The following is a 16,563-nucleotide window of genomic DNA, read 5'->3' as shown; positions in this document are numbered from 1 at the left end:
GCTTTCAAAATCAGTACATAATAATCATTTAAATAATATTGGAATGTATTTAACAAAAGAAGTAAAAGCGGAAATTTTCAAAAAGTACGCAGGTTCAGAGACCAACACAGGTTCAGCAGAAGGGCAAATCGCTCTTTTTACTCACAGAATTAACCACTTAACGCAGCACTTGAAAGTGAATCGTAAAGATTTCAACACAGAGCGTTCATTGGTGAAATTGGTAGGTAAACGCAGAAGTTTGCTTGATTATTTGAAGAAAAACGACATCGAAAGATATCGTGCCATCATCAAAGAATTAGGCATTCGAAAATAAAAAAGAGGGGCTTTATGCCTCTTTTTTACATCTTAGCAATAAAATTTTTAAGTTTAATATTTTAGAATTAAAAATAAGCCTGTCGGTGCCGACCGACCATTGGCTGACTTATAACCACAGCACAACGTCTAAAGTTTAATTTTAATTTAAAAAAATGATTCCAGAAGTTAAAAAAGAAATTATTGACTTAGGCGACGGACGAACCATTTCCATCGAAACCGGAAAGTTGGCAAAACAAGCCGACGGCTCGGTAGTGGTGCGTATGGGGAATGCGATGTTGTTGGCAACCGTTGTTTCAGCCCGTGAAATCAATCCGGAAACTGATTTTTTACCATTAACGGTAGATTATCGCGAAAAATTTGCTGCTGCGGGGCGTTTCCCTGGTGGTTTTTTCAAACGTGAAGCTCGCCCCAGCGACCAAGAAGTTTTAACGATGCGTTTGGTGGATCGTGTGTTGCGACCGCTATTCCCGAAAGACTATCACGCTGAAACTCAGGTGATGATTCAGTTAATGTCACACGACGAAAACGTAATGCCCGACGCTTTGGCAGGTTTGGCGGCTTCGGCGTGTATTGCTGTTTCCGATATTCCGTTTGACGGACCTATCTCAGAGGTACGCGTAGCCCGAATCGACGGAAAATTCGTCATAAATCCTAATAAAGAGCAACTTGCACAGTCCGATATGGATATAATGGTTGGGGCTTCCAAAGATTTCGTGGCGATGGTAGAAGGCGAAATGGACGAAGTTTCGGAAAAAGATATGGCAGAAGCTATTAAATTCGCTCACGAAGCCATTAAGGTTCAGATTGATGCACAAATTCGTTTGGCGGAAAAAGTCGGGATTACCGAAAAACGTACTTACGAGCCGGAGCTTGAAAATGAGGAAGTTGAGCAAAAAGTTTACGGTTTGGCATATCCGAAATGTTACGCCATTGCCAAAGAAAATACCGCAAAACAAGAGCGTGGCGAAAAATTTGCTGCCGTAAAAGAAGAATGTTTGGCGTTGTTCACCGAAGAAGAGCAGGAAGAGTTGGCGATGCTTATCGATAGATATTTCGGAAAAGCTCAAAAAGAGGCAGTTAGAAATTTAATTTTAGATGAAAATATCCGTTTAGACGGAAGAAATACAACACAAATTCGTCCGATTTGGTGCGAGATTGATTATTTACCGTCTGCTCACGGTTCGTCAATCTTTACACGCGGTGAAACTCAATCACTTACAACCGTAACTTTGGGAACTTCACGCGAGGCAAACGTAATTGATTTACCAACGGAACAAGGTGAGGAGCGTTTCTATTTGCATTACAACTTCCCGCCGTTTTCAACCGGTGAGGCTCGTCCGCTTCGAGGCACGTCTCGTCGTGAAATCGGTCACGGAAATTTGGCACAACGTGCCTTAAAACGTATGATTCCAACGGAATGTCCTTACACGGTTCGAGTGGTTTCTGAAATTTTGGAATCAAACGGTTCGTCATCAATGGCAACGGTATGTGCCGGTACGCTGGCACTTATGGATGCCGGTGTGCAGATGACCAAACCCGTTTCCGGAATTGCAATGGGATTGATTACTGATGGCGAAAAGTATGCGGTACTTTCTGATATTTTGGGCGATGAAGACCATTTAGGCGATATGGATTTTAAAGTAACCGGAACCAAAGACGGAATTACTGCCTGCCAAATGGACATCAAAATCAAAGGATTAACTTACGAGATTTTGGAAAAAGCCTTGGAGCAAGCTCGTGAAGGTCGTTTGCATATTTTGGAAAAAATCACCGATACGATTGCCGAGCCGAAAGCTGAAGTGAAACCGCACGCTCCGAAAATCATCACGATGGAAATTCCGAAAGATTACATCGGTGCGGTTATTGGTTCGGGAGGTAAAAATATTCAAGGTATTCAGCAAGATACGGCAACAACCATCGTTATTGAAGAAGAAGGCGATTTGGGCATTATCGAAATTTTGGGTACAGATCCGGATGGAATGCAACGTGCCGTTGAAGCCATCAAAGCGTGTATTTTTGAGCCGGTTGAAGGCGAAACGTACAGCGTGAAAGTAACTAAGTTATTGGAGTTTGGTGTTGTGGTTGAGTTTGTTCCGGGGAAAGATTCGTTGCTTCACATTTCGGAAATGGCTTGGGAACGAACCGAAAAACCATCAGATTTGGTTAAAGAAGGTGATATTATCGAAGTGAAATATATCGGTATCGACCCGAAAACACGCAAACAAAAAGTGTCAAGAAAAGCATTGTTGCCCAGACCTCCGCGTGAAGACAAACCCAAAGGCGACAGACCGCGAAACGACAAACCCCGATATCAAAAATCGGATAAAAAAGATGGTAAATAACAAAACGTTATAAAATTAAAAGAGGCTTCAAGCCTCTTTTTTATTGATTAATTTTTCCCCATTCTATGTTGGGATTGTACTCTAATTTTCCGTTTTTTACGAGTAGGGGAGCGGCAATGTTGTTAGTGTACAAAGCTCCTGTTCCTAAACCTTGTGGCATTGGACTATTTAGCGTAAAAGTCCATTGAGCGATGGCGTTCAGCCCGATGTTACTCTCCAAAGCACTGGTTATCCACCAACCGATGTTTTGTTTTTCGGCTAAGGTAATCCATTCGTTTGATTTTTTGTAACCTCCTAATAAAGAGGGTTTTAAAATAATGTATTGCGGGCGAATTTCCTGCAAAAGTTTGGCTTTATTTTCAGAGGAAGCAACTCCGATAAGTTCCTCATCAAGTGCGATGGGCAGAGGTGTTTTTTCACAAAGTTCTGCCATTTTTTTCCATTGCCCTTGTCGGATAGGTTGTTCAATGGAATGAAGTTGCAAATCTGACAGGCGTTTTAGCTTTTCAAGAGCCTCGAAGGTAGAGAACGCACCATTGGCATCTACCCGAATTTCAATATCTTGCGAAGAAAATTCACGGCGTAAACGTTTCAGAATTTGATATTCCTCTTCAAAAGCAATCGCCCCGATTTTCATTTTAATGCAATGAAAACCTTGGGCAAGTTTTTTCTGAATTTGTGATTTCATAAAATCAGGTGTTCCCATCCAAATGAGTCCGTTGATGGGAATGGAAGCCTTGCCCGAGGTAAAATCAGAAGGAAGTAAAATGTGTTGATTTTCAGTTTGTAATGATAAAAAAGCCTGTTCCAAACCGAACTCAATAGACGGAAAGTCAGCAAGGTTTTCCCGCAGAAAAACGTCTCCCAAATGAATGTTATCGCACACCCATTGCAGTTTTTGCTCATAATCAGGACGGTCATCACAACTCAGCGTCCGCAACAAACCACATTCGCCAATGCCTGTTTTTTTTCCGTTTGTAATGAATAAAAAATAGGTTTCTTTTTGTGTGAGAATGCCTCGCGAGGTTCCCGACGGACGTTTAAAATTCAGTGTGTATTTTTTGTAAAAAGCTTTCATTTTGTGTTTTAAAATAAAAAAATCCGCAAGTTAAATAGTTGAACTTGACGGATTTGTGTTTTTAAATAACGAATAATTAGTTATTTTTTTATTTCTTTCGGAGCATTTACTTTTTTTGACATTTCCATTGAAATTGCCGAACGCTCAAACTTGATTTTTCCGGCAAGGGTTTCAATTACGCAACTGTCATCGGTAAGTTCCACGATACGACCGTGCATACCACTCTTTGTTACCACGTTATCTCCTTTTTTCATCTCTTGGATAAAGTTTTTTTCTTGTTTTTGACGTCGCATTTGCGGGCGAATCATTAAAAAATAAAGCACCGCAAACATTAATATAAATGGTGCTAATTGATTGATTGTGTTCATTTATAATCTATTTGGTAATTAGTAATCTAAAATTGTTAAAGCAGTCCGCGTCCTATTTTTTTTAGTTCATTTTTTTCTTGAAATTCCTTCGAGAGTTTGTCTAAAATTCCGTTGATAAAAATACTACTCTTGTCAGTTGAATATTCTTTTGCAATTTCAAGATACTCATTTAAAGTGACTTTCACCGGAATGGTAGGGAAATTCAAAAATTCACAAATTGCCATTTTGATGATGATGTTATCCAAGAGTGCGATGCGTTCCTTATCCCAATTTGGGGTTTTTCCGTCAATGCTTGCTTGTAATTTTTCATCATTAAGAACTACTTTTTTTAGCAAATTGAAAGCAAAATCCTTATCATCTTCATTTTTAAAGAGTTTAGGCACAAAATATTTGTCGTTACTTTGTGGCGTAACGCCTTTTAGCAATTTCAATATAAACGTATTTACAATTGAAAAATCATCAACCCACGTGAGGTTAAAATCCTCAATGTATTCGTATATTTTATCGTCAGGAGCAATGAAATCTTTAAAAATGGCTACAATAAAATCTCTATCTTTATGAAAATCAGTAGTTTTATTGCTCATATATTTTTGATACAACGGACTGTCAATAATCTTCTTGTAGATGATTTTAACGTATTCACTGTCCAAATCCCAAAGATTCATCTTGGCGTTGTTGATGGCATCTTGCAATAGTTCATTATTTGAAATGGATACTAAAACCTGATTTTCAACAAATTTTCGTGATGGGTCTTTGTCTTTTGCTGTTGCCAAATATTTTTTTTGTGCAATTTCAATTTGTGTAATTGCCATATTATGAAGCTCTTTCAGCAGTGAAAAGGTTAGCAGATAGAGGTTGTAAGTGTCGTTGGCACTTTTCTGTAAAAATTTTAATTCTCTGTCCAAATTTTGATGTTGATTTTGCTCCATTGCATAGATGGACTGCATTACCTTCACCCTGATGTGTCTTCGTGTCAGCATAGTTTAAGAACTTTTAAAAATATGATTTGATGCTTTATGTTTTTTGCGGTACAAAGATAAAAAAAGAAACTGAAATACCAAATGTTTTTTTGTATGTGTTTAATAATTAAGGCTTTCTACTGATGTTTTTCACAATTACATCATCTTACTTTACTTAGCTTCCTGTTTCTTTTGTAAAACTTCTTAATACCCAATCTCTTCTACGATTTCAAGTCCGTAACCTGACATACCCACATAGTGCGATTGACGCGAATTAGTCAGTAAACGCAGCTTCCTAAGGTTTAAATCGTGCAGAATTTGAGCTCCCATTCCAATATCTTTGGTATCTGCCGACGGCTGAGGCACGTAATGACCGCTCTGTTTCTCTTTTATTTCCGTAATGCGCTTCAAAAGGTTTTGTGAATAGCCTTCTTTGTTAATAACCACAACGGCTCCCTTGCCTTCTTGATTGATTTTCTTAAAGATACGTTCCAACGGATTGTCCTTGTCATTGGCTACCACCTCCAAAATGTCATTACTGATAAACGATGCGTGTACGCGCGTCAGTACGGGTTCATCGGGGTGCCAACTTCCTTTGGTAAATGCTAGATGTATCTGTTTGTTGGTCGTTTGCTCGTATGCTCTTAGGCGAAATTCCCCATAAGGTGTTTGTAGATTAAAATCTTCCTTCTTCGTGATTAACGTATCCTTGCGCATTCGGTAAGCTACTAAATCTTCTATGGAAATGAGCTTCAACTCAAAGCGTTTTGCCACTTCTGCCAGCTGCGGAAGCCGTGCCATCGTGCCATCTTCGTTGAGGATTTCCACCAGAATGCCGGCGGGCTGCAATCCGGCAAGGCGGGCTAAATCTACGGCAGCCTCGGTATGTCCCGTACGCCGAAGTACGCCTCCTTCCTTCGCCCGAAGCGGAAAAATATGTCCCGGACGCCCCAAATCAAAAGGTTTGGTATCCGGATTTACCAGCGCACTGATGGTTTTTGCCCGATCGTGGGTTGAAATGCCCGTCGTGCAGCCTTCTCCCTTCAAATCAACTGAAACGGTGAACTGCGTTTCGTGCAAAACGGTGTTATTTTGTACCATCATAGGCAAATCAAGCTCTGCGCAACGTGTTTCGGTGAGCGGGGCGCAAACCAGTCCGCGACCGTGCGTAACCATAAAGTTAATCATCTCGGGTGTTACCTTTTCAGCCGCGGCGATGAAGTCCCCTTCGTTTTCGCGGTCTTCATCATCAACAACGATGATGACCTTCCCGTTTCTGATGTCTTCAATGGCTTCTTCTATGGTATTTAATTGTATGTTTTTCATCTGATTCTGTAATTCGAGGCAAATATAACCATTAATATGATATCAAAAAAATGAAATCTTGTTTTTCTACGGCTTACGCTCCGTTTAAAAAGTCCGGAATGGCTATCGGAATGCTTCCCTTTTCAACGGAAAGCTGTGAAAGTTCGGCAATGGACGACCACAACGCTCCGTCGTACACGTTTTGGTCTAATGTCAGTCCGTTTTTCAGGCAATACACCAAGCGATAGTCCATAATGATGTCCATCGGCTTTTGCTCCGGCAATTTTTCCCTCAAAAAAGCAGTTTCTTTTATGTACGGATGCTGGTTTTTCTCCAAAAATCGGGTTACTTCGTCGGGCGATAACTGTGGCGTGTTCCGCTTATCGAAGTAAAGTTGCGGCGTAGGATATTTCTGAATAAAACCATCGGTTCCGCTGAGCAAAAAGATGCGGGAATAGGGGCGCGGACTGGTGTCATCGTGCTGTAACAGAATGGTTTTACCCAACTCTGTTTGGATAAGGGTCAGATTAATGTCGCCTGTGTATTGTGCCTTGGCTTGTGGTGATTCCTTTCCAAAGGTAGCCGCTGCATACCGCCGCATTCCGATAGAAAGTGATGACATCGAGACCAACTTCACCAAGTTGTCGCCCCGCAAGATGTTCATCGCCTGACAAATAGGGGCGATGCCGTGTGTAGGGTAGGGGTTGCCGTTGTGCGTCTGGCTGTATTTCATTCGCCACTCGCCCCTGAGGGTGTCCCGCTCGTTTTGCTTGAAATTTAGTCGGCGTAAATCGTGTATATATGCCCCTTCGCCGTGCACAATCTCACCGAAATCGCCCCGCTTCGCCATTTCGATGGTCATTAGTTCAAAACTGTCGTAGCAAGCGTTTTCGAGCATCATACAATGCCGTTGGGTTTGCTCTGCCGTCTTAATGATTTTCCGGCAATCGGCAACGCTCATCGCCAAAGGCACTTCGATTGCCACGTGCTTACCGTGTTGCATTGCGTAAATTGCCATTTCGGTGTGCAACTCCCAAGGAGTGGAGATGTACACCAAATGAATTTCGTCCATTTGGCATATTTTTTTCCAATCTTCTGCTTGCGAAAAGAAAATTGGAGGTATTTTTTGTGTTGCCGTGATGTCGCGGGCTTTTGCTACGTACGGCTCGTGCAAATCTGCCACTGCCGCTATGTGAACATCCAAGTGCATATACCGCTTCAAAGCTTCAATGCCCCGAATACCTACGCCGATGAACCCAATACAGAGGTTTTCAATAGGCGGAACCCGTAAATCGAATACTTTTGCCATTTTGTTGTTATTTTTTGTATTGCAATTTGATGACTACTACCTTTTATGGTATAAAATATTGCTTTTTTAGCTTAAAATAAGTCGAATGTTGGTCTGCTTACCTTGTTTTGTGCTATTTTTTATCAGTTATATGGTCAATTGCTTTAAGAATTACCTCGTAAATACGTTGTAATTGTGCGTTTGTGATGATATAAGGCGGTAAAACATAAATCGTGTTGCCAATCGGACGCAGAATTATGCCGTTTTCGATAAAAAAGTTATATAATTCGTTGCGAATATTGCCATAATAAGACGTATTTCCGGCTACTTCCACCTCAAAAGCTAAAATAATGCCCAGCGTGCGTATGTTTTTGGCTTTCGGGTGCTTGTTTAGTTGTTGTGCAAAGGCTTTATGATGTTGCTCGATGCGTTTTATGTTCTGACGAGTTTCATCAGATTGCAGCAATCGGATTGCTTCAAGGGCGATGGCGCACGCCGTGGGGTTTGCCATATACGTATGCCCGTGAAAGAGTGCTTTATTTACATCACTGTCATAAAAAGCATCGAATATATCCTGTGTTGTGGCAGTTACAGCCAGCGGAATTGTGCCTCCGGTGAGCGCCTTCGATAGACAAATGATGTCAGGTTGATTGCTGAGATACTCACAGGCAAAGTTTTTACCCGTTCTGCCAAATCCAGTCATCACCTCATCGGCAATGGTAATAATTTGATGGCTTTTTGCGATGGAAATAAATCGGTCGAGGGCTTTTTCATCATAGATTTTCATTCCCGCCGCACCTTGTACCAACGGCTCAAAGATGAAAGCGGCTACCTGATGCTTGCTGATGGCTTCAAGAAGCTTCTCTTCCGATAAATGTTCCTTGCCCTTCTCGGGAATGGGAATGCGAACGACCTCCAAGAGCTGTTCTTTGAATGATTCGGTAAAGAAAGAGATTCCCGACGCAGCCATAGCTCCAAAAGTATCGCCGTGGAAGGCATTTTCAAAGGCGATGATGGTGTGCTTCCGTTGCCCTTTATTAAAAAAGTACTGGATTGCCATTTTTAGGGCGACTTCTACGGCTGTTGAGCCATTGTCGGAGTAGAAAATCTTCTGTTTGTCGGGCAAAATGGCAAGTAATTCTTCTGCTAACTGCACCGCAGGCTCGTGCGTGAAGCCTCCGAACAAAATATGTTCAAGCCGGCTTAATTGTTTGTACGCCGCTTGTGCCAAATGTGGGTTACTATGTCCAAAAGAGTTCACCCACCAGCTTGAAATGCCGTCAATGTACTCTTTTCCGTCCTCCCCCCATAGTAAAGCATCTTTCGCTTTAACGATTCCGATAGGTTTGGCAGCTGTTTGGTGTTGCGTGTAAGGGTGCCACAGGTGTTTTTGGTCTCTTTCTTGCAGATTCATCTTATTTTGGTATTTATCGTCTTATTATTTAACAGGATATTGAACTTTTATATACTTTTGGGCTTATTCTTTTTAAGGTTTTTATTGAAATAATAAAGGCTGGTTTTACAATGCTAAATTATTTTCTTATTATTTAAAAGGGAGTAAGGTTGCTACTGCTGTTTTTTGGTTTGCTACATACATTTTTTAGTTTGCTACGTACAATTATTATACTGCTACTAATTGTTTTTCTATTGCTACGTACATCTTTTCAATTCCTACTTATTACTTTTGTGTTACTACTAACGGATTTTTTAGTACTTCTGACAGATTATTGCATTATTGTTAAGAATTTGTGTTTCTACTGACTGACCTTCTATTGCTTTAATCATTTTATTGATTTTTTGTCAATGCTTTTATAAGTATTCATAAAGGAATTTTTTTACTTCTCAAAGGAATTGAGTATTGATTTTCGTCCGATAGTTTTTGTGATGATGTCTTTGTCAATATTCCACCCTCTGGCGGGGCTATATTCCCTTCCGTAGAGAATTATTTGAATGTGGAGCTTGTTCCACTTATCCTCGGGGAATAAACGCTTGGCATCTTTCTCGGTTTGCGTAACACTTTTGCCGTTTGAAAGCCCCCAGCGGTACATTAGCCGATGAATATGTGTGTCTACCGGAAACGCAGGCACTCCGAAGGCTTGCGACATTACCACGCTGGCTGTTTTATGTCCTACGGCGGGGAGTTCTTCCAAGGCTTCGAAACTTTGAGGTACTTCTCCGTTATGCTTGTCGATTAAAATGTGTGATAATTCATAAATTCCTTTTGACTTGGCAGGCGAAAGCCCCACCGGTTTGATGATTTCACGTATCTCTTCAACGGATAGCTTTATCATATCGTACGGATTGTCTGCTTTTGCGAAAAGTAAGGGTGTTATTTGATTCACGCGCGCGTCGGTGCTTTGCGCCGAGAGGAGGACGGCTATTAATAGAGTGTACGGGTCTTTATGGTCAAGGGGAACGTCCACCTTCGGGTAGATTTCCTCTAATGTGTCGATGACAAAGGTTGCTTTTTCTGATTTTTTCATTGTTTTTGTGTGTTTTTTTAGTGAAATGGGTCTGATGCTGTGTTGCTTCGGGTTGCTATACAAAAAAAGTAAGGCAATTCAGCTTGTAATTACCTTACTTTATATATAATGTCGAAAACTATCCGATACATACGGGTTGCGTGTCGTTATTTACTGCGGATTATTGTTCCGCTTTTGCGTTATGAATGTCGGCTACGATAGTATTTTTAACCGCTACGATTTGATTTTGAACGTTATTGATGTCAATTTTAACGGCTTTATGCACCTTGAAGGTGATTTTGTTGCCCAACCCGATGGGAAATGCCCCATATTTGAGTATTTTCCACGAATTATTGATGGTAATGGGCACTACATAGCCGTCAGGTAGTTGCTTCATAATAACTTCAAGCCCCTTGGTTTTAAACGGACGCGGTTTGTCGCCTCGGCTTCGCGTTCCTTCGGGGAAAATAAGTCCCGCTTGTTTGTTTGCTTGTAGCGATTTGCCAAATGCTTCCAACTGAGGGATTGCGCTCTGTGGTTTGCTTCGGTCAATCAAAACTGAGCCGTTGTGGCGCAAGTTTATGGTGATGCTCGGCGTGCCGTTGCCCAACTCCTTCTTTCCCACGAATCGAATGCTGTGCTTGCGCAGAAACCAAATCAGCGGAGGCACATCGTAAATGCTCTGATGATTGGAAGCGAAAATAAGCGGTGCATTGTCCGGTAGCGGAGCTTCAAAAGTGAACTTCACTCGGTTTGCTGTGATTAACAATGATTTGATGAGCAGTAAATTCAGGAAATCGACCAGATTTTTATGGGCTTTTTTGCCCAAATAATGAATACAAATCCACTGCAACGGATGGAAAATCAATAGCAATGAGCTGAAAACCACGTAATGAACTATGCTGAGCGGGTAAGCAAGTATTTTGGTCATAATCGCACGGGGTCAAAAGCCGTAATCGGCAGTGTTTGGTGTTTTCTTTTGAATGTTTGAGGCTGTTTTGGGTTTAAAACAGCCCTGTAATTCGTTTATTTTTAAAGAAAATCCTCTTACCGATATTGATTTTTGTGAAGGAAATTAGCAAAATTCGTCGTAAGCCTGTTGCAGATTTTCAGCGATGATGTCTGCGTTTCTTCCTTCAATATGGTGACGTTCAAGCATATGCACAAGCTCTCCGTCTTTAAACAGCGCAATGCTTGGTGATGACGGCGGGAAGGGCAACATAAACTGACGCGCCTCTTCGGTAGCCTCACGATCAACGCCTGCAAAAACAGTGGTTAAATGATTGGGTTTCTTGGCGTTTTGCAGACTCATAATGGCAGCGGGTCGGGCATTACGGGCGGCGCAACCGCAAACCGAATTTACCACAACCAGCGTAGTGCCTTCTTTTTTTAGTGCCTCTTGAACGGCTTGAACATTCTTTAATTCCTGAAAACCAACAGCTGTTAGTTCGTCTATCATTGGTTTTACCAATTCCGGTGGATACATAGTATTTTAATTTAGTTAGGGCGCAAAGGTAGTAAAAATAATTGATACGGCGAAAAAACTTGTTGCTCTGTTCTTCGTTTTTAGATAAAATCTGTATTTTTGCGCTTGATTTTATTCTAACCGAAAAAAAATGTCAAAAAGATTCACCATCACGGCTGCTTTGCCGTACACCAACGGTCCTGTTCATATCGGGCATTTGGCAGGAGTTTATGTTCCTTCTGATATTTATGCGCGTTATCAACGCTTGAAAAACAATGATGTAGCTTTCATCTGCGGAAGTGACGAGCACGGCGTTGCCATTTCAATCAAAGCACGTAAAGAAGGCGTTAGTCCGCAAGAAATTATCGATAAATACCACGCAATTATAAAAAAATCGTTTGAAGATTTTGGTATTTCGTTTGACAATTATTCACGAACCTCACTTCCGGTTCATCATAAAACGGCTTCGGATTTTTTTAAAAAACTCTATGCGCAAGGTGATTTTGTTGAAGAGGTTTCCGAGCAGCTTTATGACCCGGAAGCCGAGCAATTTTTGGCTGACCGTTTTGTTATAGGCACTTGCCCCAAATGTGAAAATCCGGAGGCTTACGGTGACCAATGTGAAAAGTGCGGAAGTTCATTAAACGCCACCGATTTGATAAACCCTAAGTCGGCAATTACAGGTACGAAGCCTGTTTTAAAACAAACTAAGCACTGGTTTTTACCTTTGAACCGCTATCAAGATTTTATTGAAAAATGGATTTTGGAAGGACACAAAAATGATTGGAAACCAAACGTGTACGGACAAGTAAAATCGTGGCTTGACGACCAATTGAAGCCCCGTGCCGTAACGCGTGATTTGGATTGGGGAATTCCCGTGCCGGTGGAAGGTGCCGAGGGGAAGGTTCTTTACGTTTGGTTTGATGCTCCCATCGGATATATTTCATCAACCATTGAATGGGCAGTTCGTGAAGGCAAAGATTGGCAGCCTTACTGGAAAGATGAAGACACTAAATTGGTACACTTTATAGGTAAAGACAATATTGTGTTTCATTGCATTATATTTCCGGCGATGTTAAAAGCCGAGGGCAGTTATATCTTGCCTGATAATGTTCCTGCCAATGAGTTTTTGAACTTGGAAGGTAATAAACTTTCCACTTCCAAGAATTGGGCGGTTTGGTTACACGAATATTTGCAAGATTTTCCGAACAAGCAAGATGTTTTACGTTATGTGCTGACGGCTAATGCCCCCGAAACCAAAGATAATGACTTTACGTGGAAAGATTTTCAAGCCCGAAACAACAATGAACTCGTTGCGATTTTCGGTAATTTTGTGAATCGGGTTATGGTGCTGATACACAAGTATTATAACGGAAAAGTTCCGGTTGTTGGGGCTTTTACGCCGGGTGATTTTGAGGTTTTAGAGTCGGTTAAGGCTTTTCCGGGCAGTGTTGCGGCTTCCATAGAGAAGTATCGCTTCCGTGAGGCGCTTCAAGAGGTGATGAACTTGGCTCGTTTGGGCAATAAATACCTTGCTGATGAAGAACCTTGGAAAGTTATCAAAGAAAATCCTGAGCGTGTACAAACCCAAATGTACGTTGCACTGCAAATAGCCGCCGCTTTAACGGTTTTATCGGAACCTTTTTTGCCTTTTACGGCTGAAAAACTAAAACGGATTTTAAATTTTGACCAATTAGCAGCCGTTCCAACGTGGGACAGCATCGAAACACAGCCTATACTCATTCCGCAGGGGCATACGGTGGGTGAAGCACAACTTCTGTTTGAAAAAATAGAAGATGAAGCCATTGAAAAACAACTCCTTCGATTAGAAAAAACAAAAATGGATAATATCGCACAAGAAAAATCGGCTCAAAACACTTCGGTGGAGCCTCAAAAAGAATTAATATCGTATGATGATTTCGCCAAGATGGACATTCGTGTCGGTACAATTTTAGAAGCTGAAAAAATGCCGAAAGCCGACAAACTTTTGGTGTTAAAAATCGATACGGGCATTGACGTTCGTACCGTAGTGTCGGGCATTGCCGAGAGTTTTTCGCCCGAAGCCATCATCGGGAAAAAAGTTACCGTACTTGCCAACCTTGCTCCGCGAAAATTACGGGGCGTTGAAAGCCAAGGAATGATTCTGATGGTTGAAAAGCTCGATGGTAAACTGGCTTTTGTGAATCCTGATGAAGATGGAATCGGCAATGGAACCGTAGTTAAGTAAATTCCATTACTTTTATACTAAGTTGAGCGTGTAGGCAGTTGCCTATCACGCTCAATTTTTTTAATTGCACTTACAATTTTTGTCATTACTTCCGCAGGAATGCTTCTTCTTTTTGGAAGGAATAAAGTTACGCACCAAGAAAAGCACTGCTATCACTACCAGCACGTAAGCAATTATCTTTTGTATGTCCATTTTATTGGTTTTTCTGTTATCTTTTTAAAATTTGCACTTTATTTCTTATTAAAAACTTCAAAATACTGCCTTTCCAAAGCCTCCCGATGGTCAGGGTGAGCGATATTAATCATTGATTTGATGCGTTGATGAATATTTTTTCCGTATAATTCAGCAATTCCGTATTCCGTAACGACATACTGCACGTGTGAGCGGGTTGTAACCACACCTGCACCTGTTTTTAAGAAGGGTACGATTTTGCTCTCGCCTCTTTTAGTAACCGAAGGCAGCGCTATAATCGACTTGCCGCCTTCACTGAGTGATGCACCGCGCACAAAATCAATTTGCCCGCCTACTCCCGAGTAAATTCTCGTTCCGATAGAGTCGGCGCAGACCTGTCCGGTAATATCAACCTCTATGGCAGAGTTGATAGACACCATTTTAGGGTTTTGCCGAATCACAGCCACTTCATTGGTGTAAGTTGCTTCACGCAATTCTACCATTGGATTGTCATCAACAAAATCATAAAATGATTGAGAGCCCATCATAAATGATGCTACGATTTTTCCTTTATCAATTTTCTTTTGTGAACCGTCAATGATGCCTCTTTTAATAAGTTCAAGCACGCCATCAGTTAAAAGTTCGGTATGTACACCTAAATTTTTCAGATGATACATTTGTGAAAGTGTGGCATCGGGGATACTTCCGATTCCTAACTGAATGCAACTGCCGTCTTCAATCAAAGAAGCAATGTGTTTACCGATTTGGTTTTCTGTTTCATTGGTTTGTACGGCGTTTAAGGTAAACAGGGGTTTATCATACGGAACAAGAAAATCAATATCGCTCACGTGAATCATTGCATCGCCAAAAATGCGGGGCATATGTTTGTTCACTTGGGCAATTACATACGTTGCATTGCGCAGTGCAGCCTTGCAGGCTTCAACTGAAACTCCCAGTGAGCAATTTCCGTTTTTATCGGGCGGTGAAACCTGAATGAGAGCTACATCTACTTTTATATGTTGTCTGTCGAATAACAGAGGGAGGTCGCTCAAAAAAACAGGCGTGTAACTCCCGATGCCGGATGCAATCACGTGGCGCACATTTCCGGATAAAAAGAACGAATTGGTAAAGAAACTGTCCTTATATTTTATATCGGCATAAGGCGCATTGCCCTCTAAGTGAATATGACCGATGGTTACATTTCTGAGTTCATCAGCTCGTTGGGTAAGAACTTCAATTAAATGAGTAGGAACAGCCGAACCGCCTTGCAGATATATAAAATCATTGCTCTTGATGACCTTTAAAGCCTCTTGAGCGGTTGTGTATTTCTCCATAAAATCTATTTTTATTTTTAGTTTGTATATAAAATGGAATAAGGATTATGCTTCATTGGTATTTTCCTTTTTCTTATCGCTTGCTTTCATCCTCTTAATGATTTTAGAGATGTTATATTCATCTTTTTTGTAACTACCCTGATAAATAAGTTTCCCTAAATTGGCAATATGGCTGATATATCCATAAAGGGTTTCATATTTAGTATTTTCATTATTGATAACCTCTTTAATTTGGTTCATCACAACATTTTGCTGGATATTCAGCTTTTCAAGTTCATCAGTTTTTGGCTGAATTTCATCTAAAAAACTATCGGGCATATCCATCATTCTTTCTTTGTGTTCTTGATAATAGGAAAGGGATTTTCTGATGGAAGTTACGGAGCCTTCAATGTTTCGGGAGCGTAATAAATGAATGATTTTTGAAAGCATTTCGGTTTCAAAGTCTGAGTTTCGGGCATATTTTTTCAGGAATACGAAAATAAGACGCAATTCATCGGCTTTGTCGTAAAGCAATTTGGTTGTTTCTTTTTGTTCTAACTTTAACTTTACGGTTGATTCAATATTTTTGGCTGCCTCAATGGCTTCTTTAAACTTTGCTAAATACTCACTGTCCATTGTTTTAAAATGTTTTGTGAAATCAGCAATGTCACGTTCAAAACTTGCTATGATAAAATTGGCAAGTGTAATGTAATTTTCTTTTTTTACGGATGGATGTAACGGCATAACACTATAAATTTAAATGATTAAACGACTATTGTTTTTCTTTTATTACGAAATTTGTGCGAAAGGTACAATAATAATTTTGATTTGCAAAATTTTTTGTATATTTTTTTTTGATTTTTTTGTGTTTGCTATCTTTGTCAAAGTTCAAAACTTTGACAAAGATTTATGACAGTATGTTTTTTGAGTGTTTTTTACCTTTGGCAAAGTTCAAAACTTTGATGAAGTTTTATTACAGTGTGTTTTTTGAGTGTTTTTTACCTTTGGCAAAGTTCGAAACTTTGACAAAGGTCTATTATAGCACTTTTTTTGAGTATTTTATTATTTAGATTACTTATTTTACTTATTAGGAAGTCTATTTTACTTGTTGAATTTGTTTAAACTTTTGTAATAAACTTCATTATAATCCCTAAATACAGCATTGTATTCCAAGTTGTATTTAGGGTTTCATATCTCATTATCAACCCTTTAAAACCGTCGAGCCAAGCAAAACTCCGCTCTATTTTAAAGCGATTTTTATACAACTTTT

General features: G+C 40.4%; 16 protein-coding genes. 3 read left to right on the top strand and 13 right to left on the bottom strand.

What is annotated here, in order from left to right; translation table 11 throughout:
- Positions 1–43: 43 nt before the first annotated feature.
- Both rpsO and Q4D72_RS05595 read left to right on the top strand, forming a co-directional pair.
- Positions 44–313 carry a 30S ribosomal protein S15 gene (gene rpsO / locus Q4D72_RS05600; RefSeq protein WP_303076624.1) on the top strand — a complete coding sequence of 90 codons (270 nt, stop codon included), beginning with the start codon at positions 44–46 and terminating at the stop codon, positions 311–313.
- A 154-nt stretch (positions 314–467) separates the two neighbouring features.
- The gene (locus tag Q4D72_RS05595) at positions 468–2,657 is read left to right on the top strand and encodes a polyribonucleotide nucleotidyltransferase (protein ID WP_303076623.1); all 2,190 of its coding nucleotides are present in this window, start codon (positions 468–470) and stop codon (positions 2,655–2,657) included.
- A 40-nt stretch (positions 2,658–2,697) separates the two neighbouring features.
- On the opposite strand, the gene Q4D72_RS05590 is transcribed toward Q4D72_RS05595, so the two are convergent.
- The 9 genes from Q4D72_RS05590 to Q4D72_RS05550 all read right to left on the bottom strand — a co-directional run bounded on the left by Q4D72_RS05590 (position 2,698) and on the right by Q4D72_RS05550 (position 11,603).
- The gene (locus tag Q4D72_RS05590; protein WP_303076621.1) at positions 2,698–3,735 is read right to left on the bottom strand and encodes an o-succinylbenzoate synthase; all 1,038 of its coding nucleotides are present in this window, start codon (positions 3,733–3,735) and stop codon (positions 2,698–2,700) included.
- Between the two features lie 80 nt (positions 3,736–3,815).
- A complete protein-coding gene (yajC, locus tag Q4D72_RS05585; protein WP_303076620.1) occupies positions 3,816–4,103 on the bottom strand; it encodes a preprotein translocase subunit YajC in 288 nt (95 codons plus the stop codon).
- Positions 4,104–4,138: 35 nt separating this feature from the next.
- Positions 4,139–5,083, bottom strand: a complete 945-nt coding sequence (gene nusB, locus Q4D72_RS05580; RefSeq protein ID WP_303076618.1) for a transcription antitermination factor NusB — start codon at positions 5,081–5,083, stop codon at positions 4,139–4,141.
- Between the two features lie 183 nt (positions 5,084–5,266).
- Positions 5,267–6,388: a 3,4-dihydroxy-2-butanone-4-phosphate synthase gene (gene ribB / locus Q4D72_RS05575; RefSeq protein ID WP_303076616.1), complete on the bottom strand. Its 1,122-nt coding sequence runs from the start codon at positions 6,386–6,388 to the stop codon at positions 5,267–5,269.
- A 73-nt stretch (positions 6,389–6,461) separates the two neighbouring features.
- Positions 6,462–7,676, bottom strand: a complete 1,215-nt coding sequence (locus Q4D72_RS05570) for a Gfo/Idh/MocA family protein (RefSeq protein WP_303076615.1) — start codon at positions 7,674–7,676, stop codon at positions 6,462–6,464.
- Between the two features lie 112 nt (positions 7,677–7,788).
- The gene (gene bioA / locus Q4D72_RS05565; RefSeq protein WP_303076613.1) at positions 7,789–9,069 is read right to left on the bottom strand and encodes an adenosylmethionine--8-amino-7-oxononanoate transaminase; all 1,281 of its coding nucleotides are present in this window, start codon (positions 9,067–9,069) and stop codon (positions 7,789–7,791) included.
- A gap of 421 nt (positions 9,070–9,490) precedes the next feature.
- Positions 9,491–10,138 (bottom strand): endonuclease III, encoded by a 648-nt coding sequence (gene nth, locus Q4D72_RS05560; protein ID WP_303076612.1) that lies wholly within the window; start codon positions 10,136–10,138, stop codon positions 9,491–9,493.
- 160 nt (positions 10,139–10,298) lie between these two features.
- Positions 10,299–11,048, bottom strand: a complete 750-nt coding sequence (locus Q4D72_RS05555; protein WP_303076611.1) for a 1-acyl-sn-glycerol-3-phosphate acyltransferase — start codon at positions 11,046–11,048, stop codon at positions 10,299–10,301.
- A gap of 144 nt (positions 11,049–11,192) precedes the next feature.
- Positions 11,193–11,603, bottom strand: coding sequence for a BrxA/BrxB family bacilliredoxin (locus Q4D72_RS05550; protein WP_303076609.1), 411 nt, complete (start codon positions 11,601–11,603; stop codon positions 11,193–11,195).
- Positions 11,604–11,733: 130 nt separating this feature from the next.
- Here Q4D72_RS05550 and metG point away from each other — a divergent pair, with 130 nt between their 5' ends.
- Positions 11,734–13,809, top strand: a complete 2,076-nt coding sequence (metG, locus tag Q4D72_RS05545) for a methionine--tRNA ligase (protein ID WP_303076608.1) — start codon at positions 11,734–11,736, stop codon at positions 13,807–13,809.
- 60 nt (positions 13,810–13,869) lie between these two features.
- Here the strand turns inward: metG and Q4D72_RS05540 are convergent, their stop codons facing one another.
- The 4 genes from Q4D72_RS05540 to Q4D72_RS05525 all read right to left on the bottom strand — a co-directional run bounded on the left by Q4D72_RS05540 (position 13,870) and on the right by Q4D72_RS05525 (position 16,558).
- Positions 13,870–14,001: a FeoB-associated Cys-rich membrane protein gene (locus tag Q4D72_RS05540; protein WP_303076607.1), complete on the bottom strand. Its 132-nt coding sequence runs from the start codon at positions 13,999–14,001 to the stop codon at positions 13,870–13,872.
- A gap of 38 nt (positions 14,002–14,039) precedes the next feature.
- Positions 14,040–15,314 carry an acetyl-CoA hydrolase/transferase family protein gene (locus Q4D72_RS05535; RefSeq protein WP_303076605.1) on the bottom strand — a complete coding sequence of 425 codons (1,275 nt, stop codon included), beginning with the start codon at positions 15,312–15,314 and terminating at the stop codon, positions 14,040–14,042.
- Positions 15,315–15,359: 45 nt separating this feature from the next.
- A complete protein-coding gene (locus tag Q4D72_RS05530) occupies positions 15,360–16,037 on the bottom strand; it encodes a hypothetical protein (protein ID WP_303076604.1) in 678 nt (225 codons plus the stop codon).
- Positions 16,038–16,411: 374 nt separating this feature from the next.
- The gene (locus Q4D72_RS05525) at positions 16,412–16,558 is read right to left on the bottom strand and encodes a hypothetical protein (protein WP_303076683.1); all 147 of its coding nucleotides are present in this window, start codon (positions 16,556–16,558) and stop codon (positions 16,412–16,414) included.
- Between the last annotated feature and the right edge of the window lie 5 nt (positions 16,559–16,563).

Source organism: Capnocytophaga sp., assembly GCF_030532915.1.
Classification (GTDB): domain Bacteria; phylum Bacteroidota; class Bacteroidia; order Flavobacteriales; family Flavobacteriaceae; genus Capnocytophaga.
The sequence above is the reverse complement of the archived record's forward strand: the minus strand, read 5'-3'. Positions and strand labels throughout refer to the sequence as shown.